Consider the following 19,031-nt stretch of genomic DNA (forward strand, 5'->3'; position numbering starts at 1 on the left):
TAAGTTATCTAGTTACCTAAGCCTAAGACTTTCGCGATTTCAGGGCCAAAGAAATCTGGGCCCTTCAAAACTTTGCCATCCTCACGGTATTTCACTGACCCGTCGGGCATCAGTTTAGACATATTGGAAGCCTGTACCTGCGACAACACCGCCGGGAGGTCAATTCCGAGTTCAAGGGCCGCACCGTAAACCACGTAGACGATATCGGCAAGGGCGTCAGCAATCTCAACAATGTCGCGAGTGCCGTCATCGCTCTCTAACGCTTTCACCCAAGCGGATTCAATCAGTTCACGGGCTTCCTGCCCATAGGCCGCTCCCACCAGTTCAGCGGTTTCTTCCAAAATCAATCCCATCCGCATGTGGATACGATCGGTACTGGCATCCGGGGCATCCACCACCGGCAGACCGTAGACCTGATGGAATTGCCTCACTAGGTCATCGGGACGATTCGCATCAGCTAACACGACCGGCACATTCTGACCGGAAATCGGGCCATGCCAACGCCCCCTCGGCTCCATCTTTTCACCCGGAAGTAAACTACCTACCCAAGCATCCATAAGGGGGTCATCACCCTGAGAAAGCCTAAACGCAGACCGTGGTTCACAACGGCGAGAAACGCCCTCGAACTTGAATCCAGCTTTCCACGCTACCTTCCGGGAAGCCCAGTTTCCCACTCCAGCCCGCCATTCAATGCGTGGCCAACCCAGAGTTTCAAAGGCGTAAGCGCAAGCGGCTTTTACCGCTTCAACCATGAAACCCTGGCCCCGGTATTGCGGTGCAGTCCAGTAGCCTACGCTCCCCCCAACAGACTCTTTCCTTAATGCCAGGGTAGCTACCAAGGTCTGATTATCAGACAGATAGACACCATAGTTGCGTCCACCTCGCGCAGTGAGTTCTTCCGTGACGGTGGTCAGAAAAGACTCCGCATTAGCCCGCTCATAAGGGAAAGGAATCCCCGTCCATTTAGCGATCTCTTCATCCTGACAGGCTTCATAGACAGCCTCAGTATCAGCCAATGTGGGGGTGCGAAGGATTAGTCGTTCTGTGCGAATCTCATTAGTCATATTGTGATTCTACCTGCTGCCGAAGCTGGCGGTATCGAATGTTTCCAGATACACAAAAGGCAGACCAACCGGTCTGCCTTTAACGTGTGCGCGGAGGGGGACTTGAACCCCCACTCCCGAAAATGTGGGAACTAGCACCTCAAGCTAGCGCGTCTGCCTATTCCGCCACCCGCGCATGGGTGTCATCTTGCGACTGAAAGAGAATAACACGGTTTTTATTTGACGCAAAACGATAACCCACAAATGCCGCATTTTCCCCTCTCACGGGCGAAGATTTTGCTCCTAACCGGTAGGCTTAAGAGTATGAAGTCAAATATTCTGCCCCAGCCTCCGTTTTCAGCTGTCTTGATTGACCTTGATGGGACTATCACTGACTCCAAAGAGGTCATCATGGCTGCTTTGCGGGCGGTGTTTCGCAAATATGGTGTCAAACATGACACTGATGAGGAGCTCAATACCTATATCGGTCCGCCGTTAGAAGAATCCTTCCGTGAACTAGCTGGTTTTACAGAAGACGAAGTGGATGAGCGGATCGCTGAATTCCGCGCCGAATATAACCGCATCCTGTATGACACTCCCCTCTATGACGGAATGGCGGAAGCTATAGTCCAGCTTTACGAGGCGGGAATCCCGCTCTCTTTAGCTACATCAAAGAATGAGAAGATTTCAGTTCGCCTGATGGACTATCTAGAGCTGAGCCAGTATTTCGCCACTTTGGTGGGATCTGATGCAGCCGCTGGACGCACTCAAAAGAGTGAGGTGGTGCAGACCGCCCTCGCCCGCCTGAGCCAGCAGGGTCTAGATATTTCCCGCCCGGTTTTGGTGGGTGACCGAATTCACGATGTGGAGGGTGCTGCTGCGAATCAGATTGCCTCCGTCATGGTGAGCTGGGGTTATGGCGATGAGGATGAGAGAGCGCGGGCAACCTACCGGGTTGACAGCCCGCAGGAGCTGGTCGCTTTCCTAACTGGTAAAACCGACTAAATTGAGTGTCTCTTAAGCATAATTTCGAGCGGGCATCCCAATCGGAACAGTTAGCGCTCTGACCTGATCCGCCAAAATTGTGTGCGCACCCGCATGCCAATCACAGATTCCTCGCACCAGCAAGGCGGATGCAGTTTCTAAGGTTTTGGCATATTTTTTCCACATTCCTGGGGTGCAGAGCACGTTTACTAATCCGGTTTCATCCTCCAAGGACAGGAAAGTTACCCCGTTTGCAGTGGCGGGACGTTGCCGATGGGTGATTACTCCAGCTACTTTGATGCGGGTCCCGGACTCTACCTGTTTTAGTTCTGTAGCACTGAGGCAACCTTCAGTTAGCAGCTTTGCGCGAAGTAGTTTCATTGGGTGAGAGCTCAAAGCTAGACTGGTGTTTTGCAGTTCTAAGCGAAGTAGTTCAGATTCAGAAAGGGCCGCTAGTTCAGGAGCATAGGCTCCTGCCGCGGTCCCTGGGAGGGGTGCTTGATACCAGCTGTCAGCATTTTTGACCCCAACAGCTCCAGCTTCCCAAAGCCCCTGTCGGCGGCTCACCCCAAGGCTTTCTAAGGCCCCCGCCAAGGCTAGTTTTTCAAGTTCTCGAACGCTTAGTCTGGCTCTGCTAGCTAGCTCTTCAACTGTCTGGAAGGGCCCCTCCGCTTTGCGGTTTTGCACAATTCTTTCTGCGCCTTTCCCAAGCCCTTTGACGGAGTGCAGCCCCAGTCTGATCCGCCCTTGCGAAGCCACTTCATCAGGCAGAGAGGCCGTAGCTTCCAACTCAGAATATTGCACGTCCACGGGTTCCACTACCACTTCATGGCGCCGGGCATCTTGGACGAGGGTGGCGGGACTGTAGAATCCCATGGGCTGACTGGCTAGAACTGCAGCGTAGAAGAAAGCTGGATAGTGAGCCTTCAACCAAGCTGAGGCATAAACAATATAGGCAAAGCTGAAAGCGTGGGATTCAGGGAACCCGAAATAGGCGAAGCTTTCAAACTGGTCGATTAAAGATTCTGTGTCAGCTGCGCTTATTCCTTTAGCTTGGAATCCTGCACGCAATTGGTTACGCAACTGCACGGCTTTTTCGGCGCCCCGTTTGGAGCCCATGGCGCGACGGAGTTCATCTGCTTGTTTAGGCGTGAAACCGGCAAGCACTACGGCAAGTTGCATGAGTTGTTCTTGGAAAAGGGGAATACCAAGGGTCTTTTCAACTACTGGGCGAGCTGCTTCATGTGGGTAGGTGACGGCCTCTTCTCCTCTGCGCCTACGCAAGTAGGGGTGCACGGTCTGTCCTTGAATGGGGCCGGGACGGACCAGAGCCACTTCCACCACAATGTCGTAAAAGCAGCGTGGCTGTAGTTGCGGGAGCATATTGATTTGTGCCCGAGATTCCACCTGGAAAACCCCGATGGTATCCCCGGCACAAAGCAGATCATAGACTTTCGGGTCATCTTGTCCGATTGAGTGCAGGCTAAGGGTCTGTCCTCGCTCCCCTTTGATACCAAGTTTAGCCAATCCAGAAAAGGCAATTTTGAGGGCGGTAAGCATTCCTAAACCCAGTAGGTCAAATTTCACCAGTCCCGCGGCGGCACAGTCTTCTTTATCCCATTGCACTACGGTGCGGTTTTCTTTTGCTGCCCACTGAATGGGGACAAGTTCAGGAATCGGACGGTCCGCAAGGACCATACCACCGGAGTGAATCCCTACATGCCGCGGCAGATTCAGGAGTCCCTTACTGAGCCTAGCGACTTGCGCAGGTAGCTTTTCCGCCTGGATTTTTCTGTGTCCCTGCAGGTGCGTAAAGCGGCTGATTTCCGTCTCAGAGTAGCCGAGCGCTGCGGCGGTTAAGCGGATTGCCGATTTTGGTCGGAGGGTAATAATATTAGCTACTTGCGCGGCTTGCTGACGGCCGTAGGTACGGTACACATACTGGATGGCTTCTTCCCGGCGGCCTGATTCGATATCTAGGTCGATGTCTGGGTATTCTTTACGATCTGGGGAGAGGAACCTTTCGAAGAGCATTTTGTGCCGCACGGCGTCAACTGCGGTGATTCCCAGCGCGTAACAAACCGCTGAGTTTGCGGCAGAGCCCCGGCCTTGACAGAGGATTTCTTGTTTTTCGCACCATTGCACAATGTCGTGAACGATGAGGAAGTATCCACAAAAACCTAAACCGGTAATAATGTTGAGTTCTTTTTCGATTAGTTCCCAGGCTGCTGGGGCTTCTGCCCTATTGCCGTAGCGGCGAGTGGCGCCGGCGATCACCAGCTGTCTCAGATAGGTGGCGTCATCAACGCCATCAAGATGCTTCAGTCTGGGTAGTTGTGGCCACGCGTTCGCAAGGTCGAAAGCTAATTGGGCACCAAATCGACCAGCATTGTGGAGGGCTTGCGGATAGTCTCGGTAAAGCCGAGCCAGCTGTGCCTTGCTGCGCACAAAGTTTCTTCGCGCCGGCAGTTCAGACTGACATTCAACTAGTGGTTTCCCTAGCTGAGCTGCCTGCATAAGATCCGCCAGCGGCACCTGTTCAGGTCTGGTGATTCGGATAGCTCCGGTAGCAATCAGGGGAAGCCCGTATTTTTCACTCAGGTAGTTGAGTTGGCGGGCATATGCGGCATCTCCCGGGTAGCCGCTGAGATTTAGTTCTATACCAAGGCGGTCTTTCCCGAATTGTTCGATGAGCTGCCCAAGATCTGCTTCAGTTTCCGCAGAAGGTGTCGTGACGTCAAGATTCAGATGCTTTCCCAGCGGGCCGCGCCTAGTCCCGGTGAGAACAAACCAGTCTCCAGATAGTTCACTGAGTGAGTAGCTGGGCGCTTTTCTTTCCCCGGCAGCTAGGTTGTGCACGGTGATGGTACGGGAGAGTTCTTTATACCCTTCGGGCCCAGTTGCTAGGACTGGAAGGCAGCTACCATTTTCGAGGGTGAGTTCTGCCCCATAAATGCTGTTTATTTGCTGCTCTTTACAGGCCTCATATTGTTGGATGACGGCGTACAGACCGTTATGGTCGGTAATAGCGAGGGCGGCATACTGAGCTTTCGCCGCTGCTTCCGCTAGCTGCCGTGGGGTGGCAACGCCATCCAGAAAAGAGTATGCGGAATGCGCATGCAACTCACTATAATCGAACATATGTTCGATTATAGGTAATGTGTGCAAGGTTTGCTAGGAAGCTAAATGCCCGCCAGATTCTTCTAGATAGCAGGCACCACAAAGAGATTCGTAGGTAACCATGACCCCATCAATTGCTACTTGGTCGCCGTCGAACACAAATTCGTCCCCGATTTTTCGGGCGTTAAAGATGGCTTTGCGACCGCAACGGCAAATTGTTTTCAGCTCCTCTAACGTGTGCGCAATCTCTAAGAGCCGGCGCGCTCCTGGAAAGGCTTCAGTCCTAAAGTCTGTGCGAATACCGTAGGCCAGCACGGGAACGTTGTCCAGCAAAGCAATCCGCATCATGTCATCTATTTGAGCAGGGTTCAAGAATTGTGCCTCATCAACTAGCAGTGCAGCCACAGGCTCCATTTCCACATGTTTAACCAGAGCATTAGGATCATCTCCCCGTGCGACAGCATGGAAATGATCGCGGAGATTGTCATTGCTGCCAACTAGGAAGTCAACTTTCCGAGAAACCCCTAAACGGGAAACTATGTAGGATTCCCCTTTGGAATCAATCTTTGGTTTGGCTAATAGTACTCTTTGCCCGCGCTCTTCATAGTTATAGGCGGCTTGCAGAAGCGCAGTGGATTTCCCAGAGTTCATTGCCCCGTATCGAAAATACAATTTAGCCATGGCTCCCCCTCCGCATTGTTTTAGTCCCTGTATAGGATAACTGTTTTATTTCCTCTCTAGGTATAAACACCGTCAATTAACCACCCTCCTTGCTGGTAGCACAGCAAAATATCAATCTTTTTCCCACCTAATGAAGCAATTAAATAGGCCCTAGGGTTTTCATAGTTACCTTCTTTAACACACCACCATTGCCCCCAAACTTGCCAAACCGGAGACTGCTTCTCTATTGCAACGCAATCTCCGCCCAAAAGTTCCCTTAATATGCGACTTTCAGCCGCCTTAATCCCCTTTCCGATCTTCAGCCAGGCCGGAGTGGAACTCATTTCCCCTGCCGCATCAATTAGAATGCTTTTATCTTCACTGTCCACTACCTGCACCGGAAGAGGCCTTTCCAAAACGATTTCGGGCCACTTACCGATTTCTCTAAGCGCCCCTTCCCTGTCCAGTTTTAGCGCCCCCAAAGCTAGGTTTCTAGGGGCGTGATATTTTTCTACTTTGACGGCGCTACGGGGATCATATCCACCTTGATAAAAAGGCTGTTTAACCTCAGCCTCCCCAAGTGTAGTTTGTAGCCTACTGATTAGTCGGTAAGCTGCAGCCGTTTTCGCGTTAGCTGTCCCCCACAGGCTCTCTCCCACCTCTCCTGCCGGGTATGGATCCACTGCTACCAAGGTAAGCTGCGTAATTATTTCTGCCAAACTTCCATTTTGTAGCCATCCTTGCAATTGCCATCTCACCCGATCTCTGATGGCGACCGCACTTTTTTCTCCTAATAAAAGCCAGGTTCGTTCTAGATGTTTAGCACTTTCAGTGACCGCCTGGATTGTGACGCCACGCAGAGAGTAACCCCTACCCTGCAGTTTTGAAATCAGCAGGTCCGCCGCCCGCTTCGCAACGAACCCTGCCATTTCAACCGTTTCCAACCCGGGATCGCAATCAATTTGAACTCTGATTTGCGGCGTATGCTGGGATTTCGCAACAACTGCAATATCGTTGCCGCTGGCCAGATTCCAAAGTTCCAGTCCCAGATCCCCAAAACGGGCATAGACGGCATTTTTAGGCGCCTGAGCTAGTTTTCCACAAGTATCTAACCCCAATCCCAGCATGACCGCTAAGAGGTCATCGAGCTGCGCTTGCGAATAATCTAATAAACCCAAATGGACCACTTCACTAAGCGTGATATTGGATAAATAATGAGCGGTTTTCCCAGGTGGAAGAATCCGGTTTTCTTGGGCCGCCAACCAGGCCGCCGCCAAGGTGTCCGCTATCCCAACCATTACCTCCGCCCCCGTGGCAGACACTATGGTCTCAATCAAGAGTTCTTGCAGCTGCAGTTCCCCTCCCGCCCATTTGCTTGGTCCGACAGCAGGAGCCGTGAGAATACCAGGTCGCAAGACTTCCAGATTTGCCGCCAATTGAGCAGCCGCTGACACGACAGGTTCAAAGGCTCTTCCTTCCCGGGAAGGGTCGGGCGATAAATCCACCAGCTCTGGACATAGCTCATGTGCCTGCACAGCTCTCATTTTCGCTACAACGCCACAATTTTTAGCCGCATGATTAGGCAATAAGATTCTTCCTCGTCCTATAATCGCAGCCGGCATCCCAACTGGAACCTCCACCTCCAAAGCTGCCAGTGGCCAATCTGGAGCCAGCACGCAAAGCCATCTCATGAGGCTTTAACCTCTCGCCCCAAAACCTGTTCCCGCTGCCTTTGTAGCTCTAGAGAATAAGCCAGTAAGAGGGTGTCGCGAGCCTTCGCTTTAGCCTCCAGTCTAAGCAACTGCGAAGAAGTAAAAAGCTCTGCCTCATAAACCACTACCTCCACCGCCCCCAGCATTGTTTCCATCACCCAAAGAGCCCGCTCTTCCGGCGAAGGTAAATAAAGAACCCTGCCTAAATCTATGCCCATTTCCGCCCAGGCGGCCCAACCGATTGAAACCCGCCCCAGTACCGCCGCCCAACCGGAGGTACCCATCACAGTTTTTACTCGCTCCGACAGGCTAATATTGCTACCTCCCCAAACTTTCGATGGCTTCGCTTCCTGTGCAAAGTCTTGCAGGAAGGCCCGGTCCTTTAACCCAAAAGCAACCTCTGCCTGGTTTAAGACCGAGCGCGCCAACCCCAGTCTTTGCTGCTGCTCCACCGTTTTTGAGCTTCCTTCCATCAGCTTCCCACCTCCTTTGATAGAACATATGTTCGATAATATCGGAAGGGTGGGACAAATTAAAATGAAATACTTTCCTCCCCCATCGTTATCCCGTAAAGTACCAAGTGAAAGTCAAAAAATAGTGATAGGAGACTTTGATGAACCTGAACGATCGCCCTCTTGCTCCAGAACCTTATGGACTTCTCCCTAAAGTTCCTTCGTTCACTTTGACTTCACCCGATTTCACTGAAGGAGGGGACCTTCCCGCCGCCCAGACCGCCAATGGCGGCAACCAATCTCCCGCTTTGAAATGGGAAGGCTTCCCACCCGAAACGCAGTCTTTTGTGATTACCTGCTTCGACCCGGACGCCCCCACGCCGGCCGGATTCTGGCACTGGTGCATTCAAGATATTGATGTCGCCGTCACGGAACTACCCGCCGGGGCCGGCCACTCAGATTTAGAATTGGACGGGGCAGCTTTCCACTCCCCTAACGACACTGGAGCCGCCAACTACTATGGAGCAAACCCTCCCGCCGGTGATCGTCCCCACCGCTACATTTTTGCGGTTCATGCGCTTGACGTGCCCAGCTTGGAACTAGATGACGAAGCCACCCCGACCGTGGTTTCTTTTAATGCACTCTTCCACACCATTGCGAGGGCTACTCTCACTGCCACTTTCACCCAGTAGGAAGAATGCTTCCCGCTCGCCTAGCGAGCTAATCGTGGCACAATGGTGACTATGCTTCATATCATCTTCTACGAACCTCGAATTGCTGGAAATACGGGAGCAGCCATTCGTCTCTCTGCCAACACTGGCTCCATGCTTCACTTGGTGGAACCGCTCTGTTTCGAGATGGAAGATACCAAACTGCGTCGCGCCGGTTTGGACTATCACGATCTGGCTCACGTGAAGGTACACCCCAATTTTGAGGATGCTTTAGCCGATATACCTGGAAAGATTTATGCCTTCACAGGCAGAGGCCAAACCTACCATACTGCCGTGTCTTATCAAGACGGCGACGGCCTGCTTTTTGGGCCAGAACCTACCGGACTACCTGATTCCGCTATGGAGCATCCGCGGATTGAGGATTTGGTTCGCATCCCGATGCGACCGGGGAATCGCTCTTTAAATTTGGCAAACTCTGCAGCGATTGCAATTTATGAGGCTTGGCGACAACTAGATTTCGTTGGCGGAGAGTAACCTCATCCCTGCGGTTTCCAAGAATTATTGTTATCGGCGAATCTTGCACTATAAGAGTGCTACTACTGTTTAAATTGCATAGAATGCCGGTATGACAAATTTCAGTTTATTCACCGATGACATTTCTACTCTTAACGTAAAAACCATTGTTTTAGCAGTGGCTAAGCAGGGCGAAGAAGCCGCTATCTGCCAGTCTTCTCTCGACAGTCAGATTATTGCTGAGCTTGACACCCATCTTCCTGCCCTAGGCATGGATGGTTCCGCCGGCTCTGTGGTTACCACTATTGCCCCGGCAGGAATCTCAGCCGAGACACTGACGTTGGTGGGCGTAGGGAAGCTAGATGAGCTTGACGCCGAAGCTTTCCGCCGGGCTGCCGGCGTGGCTACCCGCATCACTAAGGCTGAGAGCGTGGCTTTCGATATTGCCACTTCAGATACAGAGTTCGCCGCCCTAGTTGAAGGCGCCGCCTTGGGTGCATACCGTTACGACCGTTACCTCAGCAAGAAGGCTACCCGTATCGAGTCGGTTTCTTTTGCCGAGGAAGAGGGCCGCCAGTCTCAGCTGGACGCAGTCTTGAAGGTGAGTGCCGCGGTTAGCCTGACCCGCGACCTGGTGAATACTCCTTCGCTTGATCTCTACCCGGAGAAGTTTGTGGAGCTAGCCCGCGAAGCTATCGCAGACCTACCCATCGAAATCGAAGTTTGGGATATGGAACGGCTGCGCGCCGAAGGCTGCGGTGGCATTGTGGGGGTTGGCCAGGGTTCATCACGTCCCCCGTTTATGGTTCGCCTCTCCTACTCTCCCAACGCCGCAACTTCGCATATTGCCCTGATTGGCAAAGGTATCACCTTCGATTCGGGCGGTATTTCCTTGAAGCCCGGCTTGAATATGGAGAATATGAAGTCCGATATGGCTGGTGCTGCCACCGTTTTGAGCGCCACCGTTGCGGCCGCCCAACTGGGCTTGGACACTAAGGTGACCACCTATCTAGCTTTGGCAGAAAACCTTCCCAGCGATACCGCGCAGCGTCCCTCAGATGTAGTAAAGATTCGCAATGGCAAGACCGTTGAAGTAATCAATACAGATGCTGAAGGACGCATGGTCATGGCTGATGCACTGAGCCTAGCTACCGAATTGAATCCGGATGCAATTATCGACGTCGCCACCCTGACTGGAGCGCAGATCATCGCCCTCGGCAATCGCACTGCAGGCCTAATGGGCCAAGGCGAGGTTCCCGATGAGCTAGCGGTTTCTGCGCAGGAAACTGGAGAGCCGATGTGGGTAATGCCAATTCCTGAGGAAACCGCAGAAGCCAACTCCTCTACAGTTGCGGATGTGCAAAACACTGGCGGCCGCCCCGCCGGCATGCTAGTAGCCGCCAACTTCCTCTCTAACTTTGTGGCAGATTTCCCTTGGGCACACATGGATATCGCCGGACCTTCCTACAATACGGGGGCTCCTTGGGGATTCACCCCGAAAGGTGGAACCGGCATGGGCGTGCGGACTTTGATTGACTATTTGATTAGCCGGCAGCCCGCCTAATCAGCAAAATGTGATAATAGACATTACCAAAGAAAATAATTCACATTTTCTCGCCTTTGGTGAGAGACTAGACACAGTGACTCTAGGACATCAGTCCCTGAGTTGTTATAGATTCAATTACAAAAAGGAGACCTGCAGTTGAGTGAGACACTGTACGACATTGTCATCCTAGGTGGCGGTTCTGGCGGCTACGCTACTGCTCTCAGAGGCGCACAGCTAGGCATGAAAGTGGCTTTGATCGAAGGCGACAAGCTCGGTGGTACGTGTTTGCATCGCGGTTGCATTCCTACGAAAGCCTTGTTGCATGCGGCAGAAACTGCCGACACTATCCGCGAATCCGCGCAGTTCGGTGTTAAGTCAACTTTTGAAGGCATCGATATTGCCGCGGTAAATCAATACCGTGACGGCGTAATTTCCCGCCTTTACAAGGGCCTACAGGGCTTGGTTAAGTCCCGCAAGGTTGATTTCATTACCGGTTGGGGCCGTCTGGTAGCTCAAGACACCATTGAGGTCAACGGCCAACTAATCAAGGGCAAGAATGTTGTTCTAGCTTCTGGTTCTTACTCAAAGTCTCTACCGAGCCTAGCGATTGAAGGCCGTGTCATCACCTCCGAGCAGGCTCTCATGTTGGACTGGGTTCCGCAGCGTGCAGTCATTTTGGGTGGCGGCGTGATCGGCGTTGAGTTCGCTTCCGTGTGGGCTTCCTTCGGTTGTGATGTGACCATTATTGAAGGCTTCGACCACTTGGTACCCAATGAGGATCCTTCAGTCTCTAAGGCTTTGGAGCGTGCTTTCAAGAAGCGCGGCATCAAGTTCCACACTGGTGCTCGCTTCCAGTCAGTTAGCCAAGATGAAACTGGCGTACACGTAGTAACTGAAGACGGCACCGAAGTTGACGGCGACCTAATGCTGGTTGCTGTGGGACGTGGGCCCGCCACCGCTAACTTGGGATACGAAGAAGCCGGCATCCCGATGGATCGCGGTTATGTGCTGGCTAATGAGCGTCTCCACACTGGTGTGGCAAATATTTACGCAGTGGGAGACATTGTCCCCGGCTTGCAGCTAGCTCACCGCGGTTTTGCCCATGGTATCTTCGTCGCTGAAGAGATTGCCGGCTTGAATCCACGTCCGGTGATTGATGCTGAGATTCCCCGCGTCACCTACTGCGAGCCTGAGATTTGCTCTGTGGGACTTTCCCGCAAGCAAGCTGAAGAGCGTTACGGCAAGGACGGCATCAACGTTGTTGAATATAATCTTGCTGGTAATGGCAAGTCTCAGATTCTCGGAACTACCGGCTTCATCACTTTGATCAGTGAAAAAGACGGCCCCATTGTTGGCTTTAACGCATTCGGCTCGCGTGTTTCCGAGCTGGTTGGCGAAGGCCAGCTAATGGTGAGCTGGGAGGCATTCCCTGAGGATCTAGCTTCCCTGATTCATGGTCATCCAACTCAGAATGAAGCAATCGGCGAGGCCGCTATGGCACTTGCTGGTAAGCCGCTTCACTCCCACAATTAATCCGTTCGATACGAGGAGAATAGACATATGTCAACGTCCGTAACAATGCCCGCTTTGGGCGAATCGGTGACTGAAGGAACCGTGACGAGCTGGCTTAAGTCGGTGGGTGATGAGATTGCCGAGGATGAAGCTATCGTTGAGGTTGCTACCGACAAGGTAGACTCCGAAGTTCCCTCTCCGGTAGCCGGCGTACTTTTGAAGATTCTGGTAGCCGAGGATGAAACCGTTGAGGTAGGCACTGAGATTGCTTTGATTGGCGATCCTTCAGAGCTGGAATCAGCAGACTCTGCTCCGGCAGCTCCGGCAGCTGAGCCTGCCGCTGAACCTACTGAGGTAGCTGCTACTGTAGCTGTTGATGAACCAGCAGCCCAGGTGGCTTCTGCGACCCCCGCCGGCGACATTACTGAGGTCACTATGCCGGCACTGGGTGAGTCAGTATCAGAAGGTACTGTTACCACTTGGCTGAAAGCAATCGGCGACAAGATTGAGGCGGATGAACCTATCGTTGAGGTTGCTACCGATAAGGTTGACTCTGAGGTTCCCTCCCCCACTGCTGGCTACCTAGTTGAGATTTTGGTGCCCGAGGATGAGACCGTTGAGGTAGGCACCCCGATCGCCAAGATTAGCTCTGCTGCACCGGCTCAGCCGGCTCCCGAGCCCGCTCCCGCTCCGGCCCCCAAGGCTGAGCGCACCGTGGATGAAGTCCCGGGTAAAGACATTCCTTCCCGCGTGCGTGAAGGCGAAGATGGTGACAAGGTAGTCGAGTGGGCCAGCCCGGCTGCGCCCGCTGCACCTGCCGCTTCGGCTCCTGCCGCACCTGCCGCGCCCGCAGCTCCTGCCGCACCCGCCGCTTCGGCTCCGGCCGCTCCGAAACCGACTCCGGCAGCATCGTCTTCTAGCTATGTAACTCCGATTGTGCGACGTCTGGCAGCAGATAAGGGCGTTGACTTGGCTACCGTTACCGGTACCGGCGTTGGCGGTCGGATCCGCAAGCAGGACGTACTCGATGCTGCCAAAGCTGCTGCCGCACCAGCGGCTACACCGGCTGCCGCACCAGCTCCTAAGGTCCGAGAAGAGATTGTTCCTTCACCTCTGCGTGGCACCACTGAGAAGATGTCAGGCCTACGCAAGGTCATTGCCAAGCGCATGGTTGAATCCTTGCAGACTGCGGCTCAGCTAACCACGGTGGTTGAAGTAGACGTCACCAAGATGGCTGCTGTCCGTGCTGCAAACAAACAGAAGTTCCAGGAGCAGAAGAACACCAAGCTGACCTTCCTGCCCTTCTTCGTGAAGGCGGCCACGGAGGCGCTACTGGTCCACCCGAAGATTAACGCCACTATCAATGATGACAACACTGTCACCTACCATGACGTGGAAAACATTGGTATTGCTGTTGATACTCCTAAGGGCCTCTTCGTCCCTGTCATCAAGAATGCCGGCGACAAGGATATCCAGGGCATCGCAAACGCAATCAACGATCTAGCCGGCCGCACTCGCGACGGCAAGATTGGTCCGGATGAGCTCTCTGGATCTACCTTCACTATTACCAACACCGGTTCTGGTGGCGCTTTGTTCGATACTCCTGTACTGAACATGCCTGAGACCGCAATCTTGGGTGTCGGTACCATTGTTAAGCGCCCTATGGTGATTAAGGATGCTGAAGGTAATGAGGCTATCTCGATTCGTTCGATGGTTTACCTTGCGCTTTCCTACGATCACCGCCTGGTAGACGGTGCTGATGCTGCTCGGTACCTGATGACGGTTAAGCGTCGTTTGGAAGAGGCAGATTTTGATGCTGATTTGAATCTCTGATTCAAAAGCTTAGTTGGGGTGGTTACACTGTGTAACCGCCCCAACTTGTTTTTGCCTTGTTTGGGCTCTTTTCTCACTCTGACGCAATTTCGGATAGTCGCCAGGGGGAAGGAACTAGTCTCAGCCGAACCTGTCGAGCTGGGAGCCGCGCTATCTCAACGCATTCTTGTGCGCAACGTAGGTGCTCGCTTTGCGATATCATGGCCGTCACTTCAATCCAATCAGCACCCCGTGCCGCTATCTGCACATCTTCATAGGTCGTTCGATAGCCTTGCACGCGGTTACCGTCTTTGATGAGTGCTTGAAAAAGGCCATTTTCGACCTTTGCCGCGGAGGAACCAACAACCGTCAAAGCCTGGTATTCTGCCTGCTTAAGCTGGTTTATCGCATCGTCACGGAGTAGAGCCAGGGCACCTATCACTCGGCTTGCGGTCTCATCAGTCACGGCGTCAATCGACACAGGTGTGTTTATAATGTCGAGGGCGTTTTCGTAGTGTTCAATCGTTGACTCAGGTACTCCCCAATCTAGCTCTACTGTGCTGTGAGACTCGGTCGTAGATGACATATCTGCAGCTATGTCATGATTGGGCGAGGGCGTGAAATAGGTATCTGCCAGCCAGACAGCTCCAGAGAGCAGTCCGCCTAGACCCAGAGCTGCCGCAGCTAGCCAGGGCGCTTTTCGCATCGGGGTTTTTGCGGCTGTTGTGCTTGCTCTTATCGACGTAGCCGCCGCAGAAAAGTCCGTTGTTTCCGGCGCTTCCACGGGTTCACCTTGCAAGGTATCCCGTATGATTTGCTCTAGGCGACCCAAATCAGCGATGTCTCTCGCGATGTCGCCGCCTCGCGCAAGCTGTTCTCCACCTGGTGATTGGCTGAGACTATACAGAGAAAGCCTAATCTCTCCATGTTTATCAACTAGAACATCGTCAATATTCAAGGTGCCGAGGGAAAAATCGTTTCGATGGAGTAGTTTTAGGGTCTCATTGAGCTGGTTCCACAATGAATCTAGTTCATCGGGCCGAACTTCAGTAGCTGACAAATAGGCGCGCAAAGAGATTCCCTCATGGCTATCAGTAATCAGAACTGTTTGCTGTTGTTCCCGAAAGAACGCCACGATTAGGGGTAAAGCCTTTTGCGGATGCAGATGCAAGAACCTCACAAAGGCGCGAAAGCCTGCACTGTCGCATTCGTCTAGGATTTTCAGACGTTCATAAATTTGCCCGTTTTCGCTTAGCACTCTTTCAACTTGACCAAGCGACGTCTTCCGAGCTGCGGAAATTACTGTGTAGGAGTCTGGCGTCATACTGTCAGTCTAAAGCCAGACAATAGCTAAAACCGGCTAGTGATTCGCACATGTGGATAACTTACAGGTAAACTATTACCAGTATGTCTTAGTTAAAGAACACTAAGAGCACCTATCAAGGAAAAGGTAATGGCGACTGATACAGAGACAGAGGCACCGAAGAAACGGCGTTTCTACCATAATCTCAAAGATGCCTACACAATGGTGCACCGCACCTACAAGTGGTTGGGCTGGGCTCTGCTAGCAATTTCCGTTGGCCTGATTGGGCTGTCAATTGCACTGGGAATCATTTTTGACCACTGGATTGCTTACCCAATCACTGGCATTATGCTGGCTTTGCTGGCTGATTTGACTCTGCTAACGGTTCTTCTGAACCCTGCACTCTATGATCAGCTAGATGGTCGCCCAGGGGCAGTGGGCGCTGTCTTGTCTCGGCAGTCAAAAGGCTGGATTGTTTCTGATACTCCAGCCGTGATCACTAGGGATCAAGACATTGTCTGGCGCGCTATTGGGCGCCCCGGGATTATTTTAATTTCCGAAGGTCCCTCCCATCGTGTAGGTCGCTTGCTAGAATCTGAGCGCAAACGGATTCGGCGGCTGGTCCCAAATGCTCCGATTCACATGATTCAGTACGGCCATGAAGAGGGGCAGGTACCCTTGGCTAAGCTAGCTAAGAAGATGCGTTCTTTCAAGCATTCTCTTTCGAAGAGCGAAGTACCTGCAGTGGATCGCCGTCTGTCCTCTTTGCGTGGCCCTGAGATGGGGATTCCGAAGGGAGTCGACCCCACCAAGATGCGAGCTTCGAAGCGCGCGATGTATGGACGCGGCTAAGAAAACCTACGACTTATACACTTAGTTTTGGCGGGTGTTTTAGCAGAAATGCTGAAACACCCGCCTTTTTGTGCCACACCTCATAGCTTAGTTATGCGGCACAGTGTATAACTATGCGGTAGAGTGTATGTATCAACAACTTTAAGGAGTCCTCATCATGAAAAAGCCAATCCTCGGCATTATTACTGCCAGCGCCCTAGCTCTTAGCCTGACCGCTTGCTCTGCCAGTGATCCTGATACCTCGCCAGCAGGTGGAGCCTCCAACGAAGGTAGCAGCCAGACTGTCAAGTTCGATCTCAGCTCTGTTTCGGCAGATGAGACTCTTGCCAAGCAGGTACCCGCCAAGTTGCAAGACTCGAAGACCTTAAATATTGCTACCTCCGCAGACTACGAACCTGCAGAGTTCATGGACCTTGATGGGCAGACTCCGATTGGTTTTGAGATTGATCTAATCAAGGCTATTTCTAAAAAACTCGGTCTCGAACCACAGCTAAGCCATGCACCTTTCGAATCTATCATTCCGGCTGTCGGTTCAAAATATGACGCCGCGATTGCATCCTTTGAAATCAATGAGAAGCGGATCGAGGCAGTAAACATGTCTTCCTACATGAAGTCTGGCTCAATCTACCTCATCAGCAAGGATAATCCCGCAAACTTTGACTCTGCGAATCTTTGCGGTATGCGGTTGGGCGTACAGTCCGGTTCCGCCCAGCAAAATGACATTGAAGCAGCTTCCGCAAAATGCGTAGCCGATTCCAAGCCGGAAATCACTATTTTGCCGGAAACGGACGCTCAGGTACTATTCACCAAGCTCAAGGGAAAGCAACTTGATGCCGCATTCGTCGATAATATTGCTGCAGCGCTAGCCAAGGAAAAGAATCCTGGCGACTTCGACACCTTCGGTGACGTTGTCGATGCTTTCCCAGCCGGCATTGTGACTGGTAAAGAAGATACTCAGCTTGCTGAAGTCATCACCAAGGCAACTCAACAGCTCATTGATGATGGCACTGTCGCAAAGATTTTCGAGGCATGGAACGTCGACACGTCCTCGGTCATCCCGACTGCAGAACTGAACCCCACAGGCCTATAAACAATGTCAACACAATCGGACTTTCCCGAGCTAATCAACGCTCGTCCAGTTCCCAAACCATCACGGTGGCTCAGTGCCGCCGTGGTGGCGCTCTTGGCCGCAATGTTCATTAATGGCCTCGTAACCAATGAAAAGTATCGTTGGGATGTAGTAGCTCAATGGCTTTTCGCACCTACTATCGTCAGGGGTGTCCTAGACACCTTGCTTCTCACAGTACTCGCCATGCTTCTAGGGATTGTTCTGGCGATTACTGCCGCTACCATGCGGCAGTCAACGAACCCGATTATGCGTAGCGTGGCTTGGGTCTACATCTGGTTCTTCCGCGGTACCCCAATCTACACGCAGCTCATCTTCTGGGGGCTACTCCCCACCCTATACTCGCAGATGAGTCTCGGTATTCCCTTTGGCCCGGAGTTCTTCGTTTTCGACACCCAGACTGTTTTCACCGCTTTCGTCAGCGCGGTGATTGGTTTGGGGCTTAACGAGGGCGCGTACTTGGCTGAAATTGTCCGCACTGGTCTTAACTCAGTAGACAAGGGTCAAACAGAGGCAGCCCAGGCTTTAGGAATGAAACACTCCACTATTTTGTGGCGCATTATCATCCCGCAAGCCATGCGCGTGATAGTCCCACCGACCGGAAATGAAACCATTTCCATGCTGAAGACAACTTCGCTGGTTGTGGCCATCCCGGTCACAACAGAGCTGACATTCGCGGCTTCGCGGGTCGGACAAAGGCTCTACATGCCTCTACCAATGCTCATTGTGGCAGCCCTCTGGTACCTTGCGATTACCTCAATCTTGATGGTGGGACAGCATTACCTAGAAAGCTACTATGGCCGCGGCTTCAATGAAAGCGACATCAATAGCAACGGTAAGCGATCACGCTCACTCTCCCGTAAACAGGCTGCCATCTTGGCTGCCGGAACCACCTCAGAAGACCCATTTGTGGAGTACACGCCATGACCACCCCAATGGTAGAGATCCAATCAGTACACAAAATATTCGGCGAACTACACGTCCTCAAAGGGGTTGACTTAACTGTTCAACCAGGTGAAGTCTGTGTCCTCCTCGGCCCTTCAGGCTCTGGAAAATCAACGCTGCTTCGCTGCATCAATGAGCTAGAGTTCATATCATCCGGGCGCATCTACATCGAAGGCGAGATGCTGGGCATGTATGAAGCGCCAGCACCAAAATGGCGTTTTTGGGGACAGCACGAAGGAACTGAACTGCGCCGTTTGAAAGACAAACAGGTCGCCGCGCAACGCTCCCGTATCGGCATGGTATTCCAACGCTTCAACCTTTTCCCGCACATGACGGCCCTAGAGAACGTGATGATTGCGCCCCGCAAAGTAAAAGGGATAAGCTACGAAGAAGCCAGGCAGAACGCGCAGATTCAGCTAGAGCGCGTCGGCATGGGTGACCGCATGAATCACTACCCTGCCCAGCTTTCTGGCGGTCAGCAGCAGCGTGTAGCGATTGCTCGCGCATTAGCTATGGACCCTGAAATCATGCTCTTCGATGAGCCTACTTCTGCACTTGACCCCGAGCTGGTAGGTGAAGTCCTGCAGGTGATGCAGAACCTCGCCAATGATGGCATGACCATGATTGTGGTCACCCATGAAATCGGCTTTGCTCGAGAAGTAGCAGATCAAGTCGTGTTCATGGATGACGGGATGATTATTGAGTCCGGGACTGCACAAGAAGTAATTGATAATCCCCAGCATCCGCGCACCCAGGACTTCTTTGGGAAAGTGCTGTAAG

The 19,031-nt window shown here is 52.6% G+C and carries 16 protein-coding genes and 1 tRNA gene; 10 read left to right on the forward strand and 7 right to left on the reverse strand.

Going from position 1 to position 19,031, the window contains the following annotated elements:
* Positions 1-8 precede the first annotated feature (8 nt).
* Positions 9-1,064, reverse strand: a complete 1,056-nt coding sequence (locus BM477_RS03990) for a GNAT family N-acetyltransferase (RefSeq protein WP_075361374.1) — start codon at positions 1,062-1,064, stop codon at positions 9-11.
* Between the two features lie 87 nt (positions 1,065-1,151).
* Positions 1,152-1,239, reverse strand: a tRNA-Leu gene (locus BM477_RS03995).
* Positions 1,240-1,367: 128 nt separating this feature from the next.
* Between BM477_RS03995 and BM477_RS04000 the strand changes: the two genes are divergently transcribed.
* Positions 1,368-2,048: an HAD hydrolase-like protein gene (locus BM477_RS04000; protein WP_158024350.1), complete on the forward strand. Its 681-nt coding sequence runs from the start codon at positions 1,368-1,370 to the stop codon at positions 2,046-2,048.
* Positions 2,049-2,060: 12 nt separating this feature from the next.
* Here the strand turns inward: BM477_RS04000 and BM477_RS04005 are convergent, their stop codons facing one another.
* Genes BM477_RS04005 through BM477_RS04020 form a run of 4 tightly spaced genes read right to left on the reverse strand, consistent with a single transcriptional unit; the run spans position 2,061 to position 7,992 of the window.
* Entirely contained in the window at positions 2,061-5,168 is a 3,108-nt protein-coding gene (locus BM477_RS04005; RefSeq protein WP_075361375.1) for an error-prone DNA polymerase, read from the reverse strand.
* 33 nt (positions 5,169-5,201) lie between these two features.
* Positions 5,202-5,828: a thymidine kinase gene (locus tag BM477_RS04010; RefSeq protein ID WP_075361376.1), complete on the reverse strand. Its 627-nt coding sequence runs from the start codon at positions 5,826-5,828 to the stop codon at positions 5,202-5,204.
* A gap of 56 nt (positions 5,829-5,884) precedes the next feature.
* Positions 5,885-7,498: a Y-family DNA polymerase gene (locus BM477_RS04015; RefSeq protein WP_075361377.1), complete on the reverse strand. Its 1,614-nt coding sequence runs from the start codon at positions 7,496-7,498 to the stop codon at positions 5,885-5,887.
* Positions 7,495-7,992 carry a hypothetical protein gene (locus tag BM477_RS04020; RefSeq protein ID WP_075361378.1) on the reverse strand — a complete coding sequence of 166 codons (498 nt, stop codon included), beginning with the start codon at positions 7,990-7,992 and terminating at the stop codon, positions 7,495-7,497. Before BM477_RS04020 ends, BM477_RS04015 begins: the two co-directional genes overlap by 4 nt.
* Positions 7,993-8,132: 140 nt before the next feature.
* Between BM477_RS04020 and BM477_RS04025 the strand changes: the two genes are divergently transcribed.
* The 5 genes from BM477_RS04025 to sucB all read left to right on the forward strand — a co-directional run bounded on the left by BM477_RS04025 (position 8,133) and on the right by sucB (position 14,046).
* Complete coding sequence (locus BM477_RS04025) at positions 8,133-8,663, forward strand: YbhB/YbcL family Raf kinase inhibitor-like protein (protein ID WP_075361379.1); 531 nt, start codon at positions 8,133-8,135, stop codon at positions 8,661-8,663.
* A 51-nt stretch (positions 8,664-8,714) separates the two neighbouring features.
* A complete protein-coding gene (locus BM477_RS04030) occupies positions 8,715-9,176 on the forward strand; it encodes a tRNA (cytidine(34)-2'-O)-methyltransferase (protein WP_075361380.1) in 462 nt (153 codons plus the stop codon).
* A gap of 91 nt (positions 9,177-9,267) precedes the next feature.
* Positions 9,268-10,719: a leucyl aminopeptidase gene (locus BM477_RS04035; protein WP_075361381.1), complete on the forward strand. Its 1,452-nt coding sequence runs from the start codon at positions 9,268-9,270 to the stop codon at positions 10,717-10,719.
* 138 nt (positions 10,720-10,857) lie between these two features.
* Positions 10,858-12,234 carry a dihydrolipoyl dehydrogenase gene (gene lpdA / locus BM477_RS04040; protein ID WP_075361382.1) on the forward strand — a complete coding sequence of 459 codons (1,377 nt, stop codon included), beginning with the start codon at positions 10,858-10,860 and terminating at the stop codon, positions 12,232-12,234.
* Between the two features lie 27 nt (positions 12,235-12,261).
* Positions 12,262-14,046: a 2-oxoglutarate dehydrogenase, E2 component, dihydrolipoamide succinyltransferase gene (gene sucB, locus BM477_RS04045; protein WP_075361383.1), complete on the forward strand. Its 1,785-nt coding sequence runs from the start codon at positions 12,262-12,264 to the stop codon at positions 14,044-14,046.
* 73 nt (positions 14,047-14,119) lie between these two features.
* On the opposite strand, the gene BM477_RS04050 is transcribed toward sucB, so the two are convergent.
* The gene (locus BM477_RS04050) at positions 14,120-15,283 is read right to left on the reverse strand and encodes a protein kinase family protein (protein ID WP_075361384.1); all 1,164 of its coding nucleotides are present in this window, start codon (positions 15,281-15,283) and stop codon (positions 14,120-14,122) included.
* A 195-nt stretch (positions 15,284-15,478) separates the two neighbouring features.
* Between BM477_RS04050 and BM477_RS04055 the strand changes: the two genes are divergently transcribed.
* The 4 genes from BM477_RS04055 (at position 15,479) to BM477_RS04070 (ending at position 19,030) form a co-directional block, all read left to right on the forward strand.
* Positions 15,479-16,180, forward strand: coding sequence for a DUF4191 domain-containing protein (locus tag BM477_RS04055; protein ID WP_075361385.1), 702 nt, complete (start codon positions 15,479-15,481; stop codon positions 16,178-16,180).
* A 157-nt stretch (positions 16,181-16,337) separates the two neighbouring features.
* Positions 16,338-17,270 carry an ABC transporter substrate-binding protein gene (locus BM477_RS04060; RefSeq protein ID WP_075361386.1) on the forward strand — a complete coding sequence of 311 codons (933 nt, stop codon included), beginning with the start codon at positions 16,338-16,340 and terminating at the stop codon, positions 17,268-17,270.
* A gap of 3 nt (positions 17,271-17,273) precedes the next feature.
* Positions 17,274-18,233, forward strand: a complete 960-nt coding sequence (locus tag BM477_RS04065) for an amino acid ABC transporter permease (RefSeq protein ID WP_075361387.1) — start codon at positions 17,274-17,276, stop codon at positions 18,231-18,233.
* Positions 18,230-19,030 (forward strand): amino acid ABC transporter ATP-binding protein, encoded by an 801-nt coding sequence (locus BM477_RS04070; RefSeq protein ID WP_075361388.1) that lies wholly within the window; start codon positions 18,230-18,232, stop codon positions 19,028-19,030. Before BM477_RS04065 ends, BM477_RS04070 begins: the two co-directional genes overlap by 4 nt.
* Position 19,031 lies beyond the last annotated feature (1 nt).

The organism is Boudabousia marimammalium (assembly GCF_001936115.1).
GTDB classification, from domain to species: domain Bacteria; phylum Actinomycetota; class Actinomycetes; order Actinomycetales; family Actinomycetaceae; genus Boudabousia; species Boudabousia marimammalium.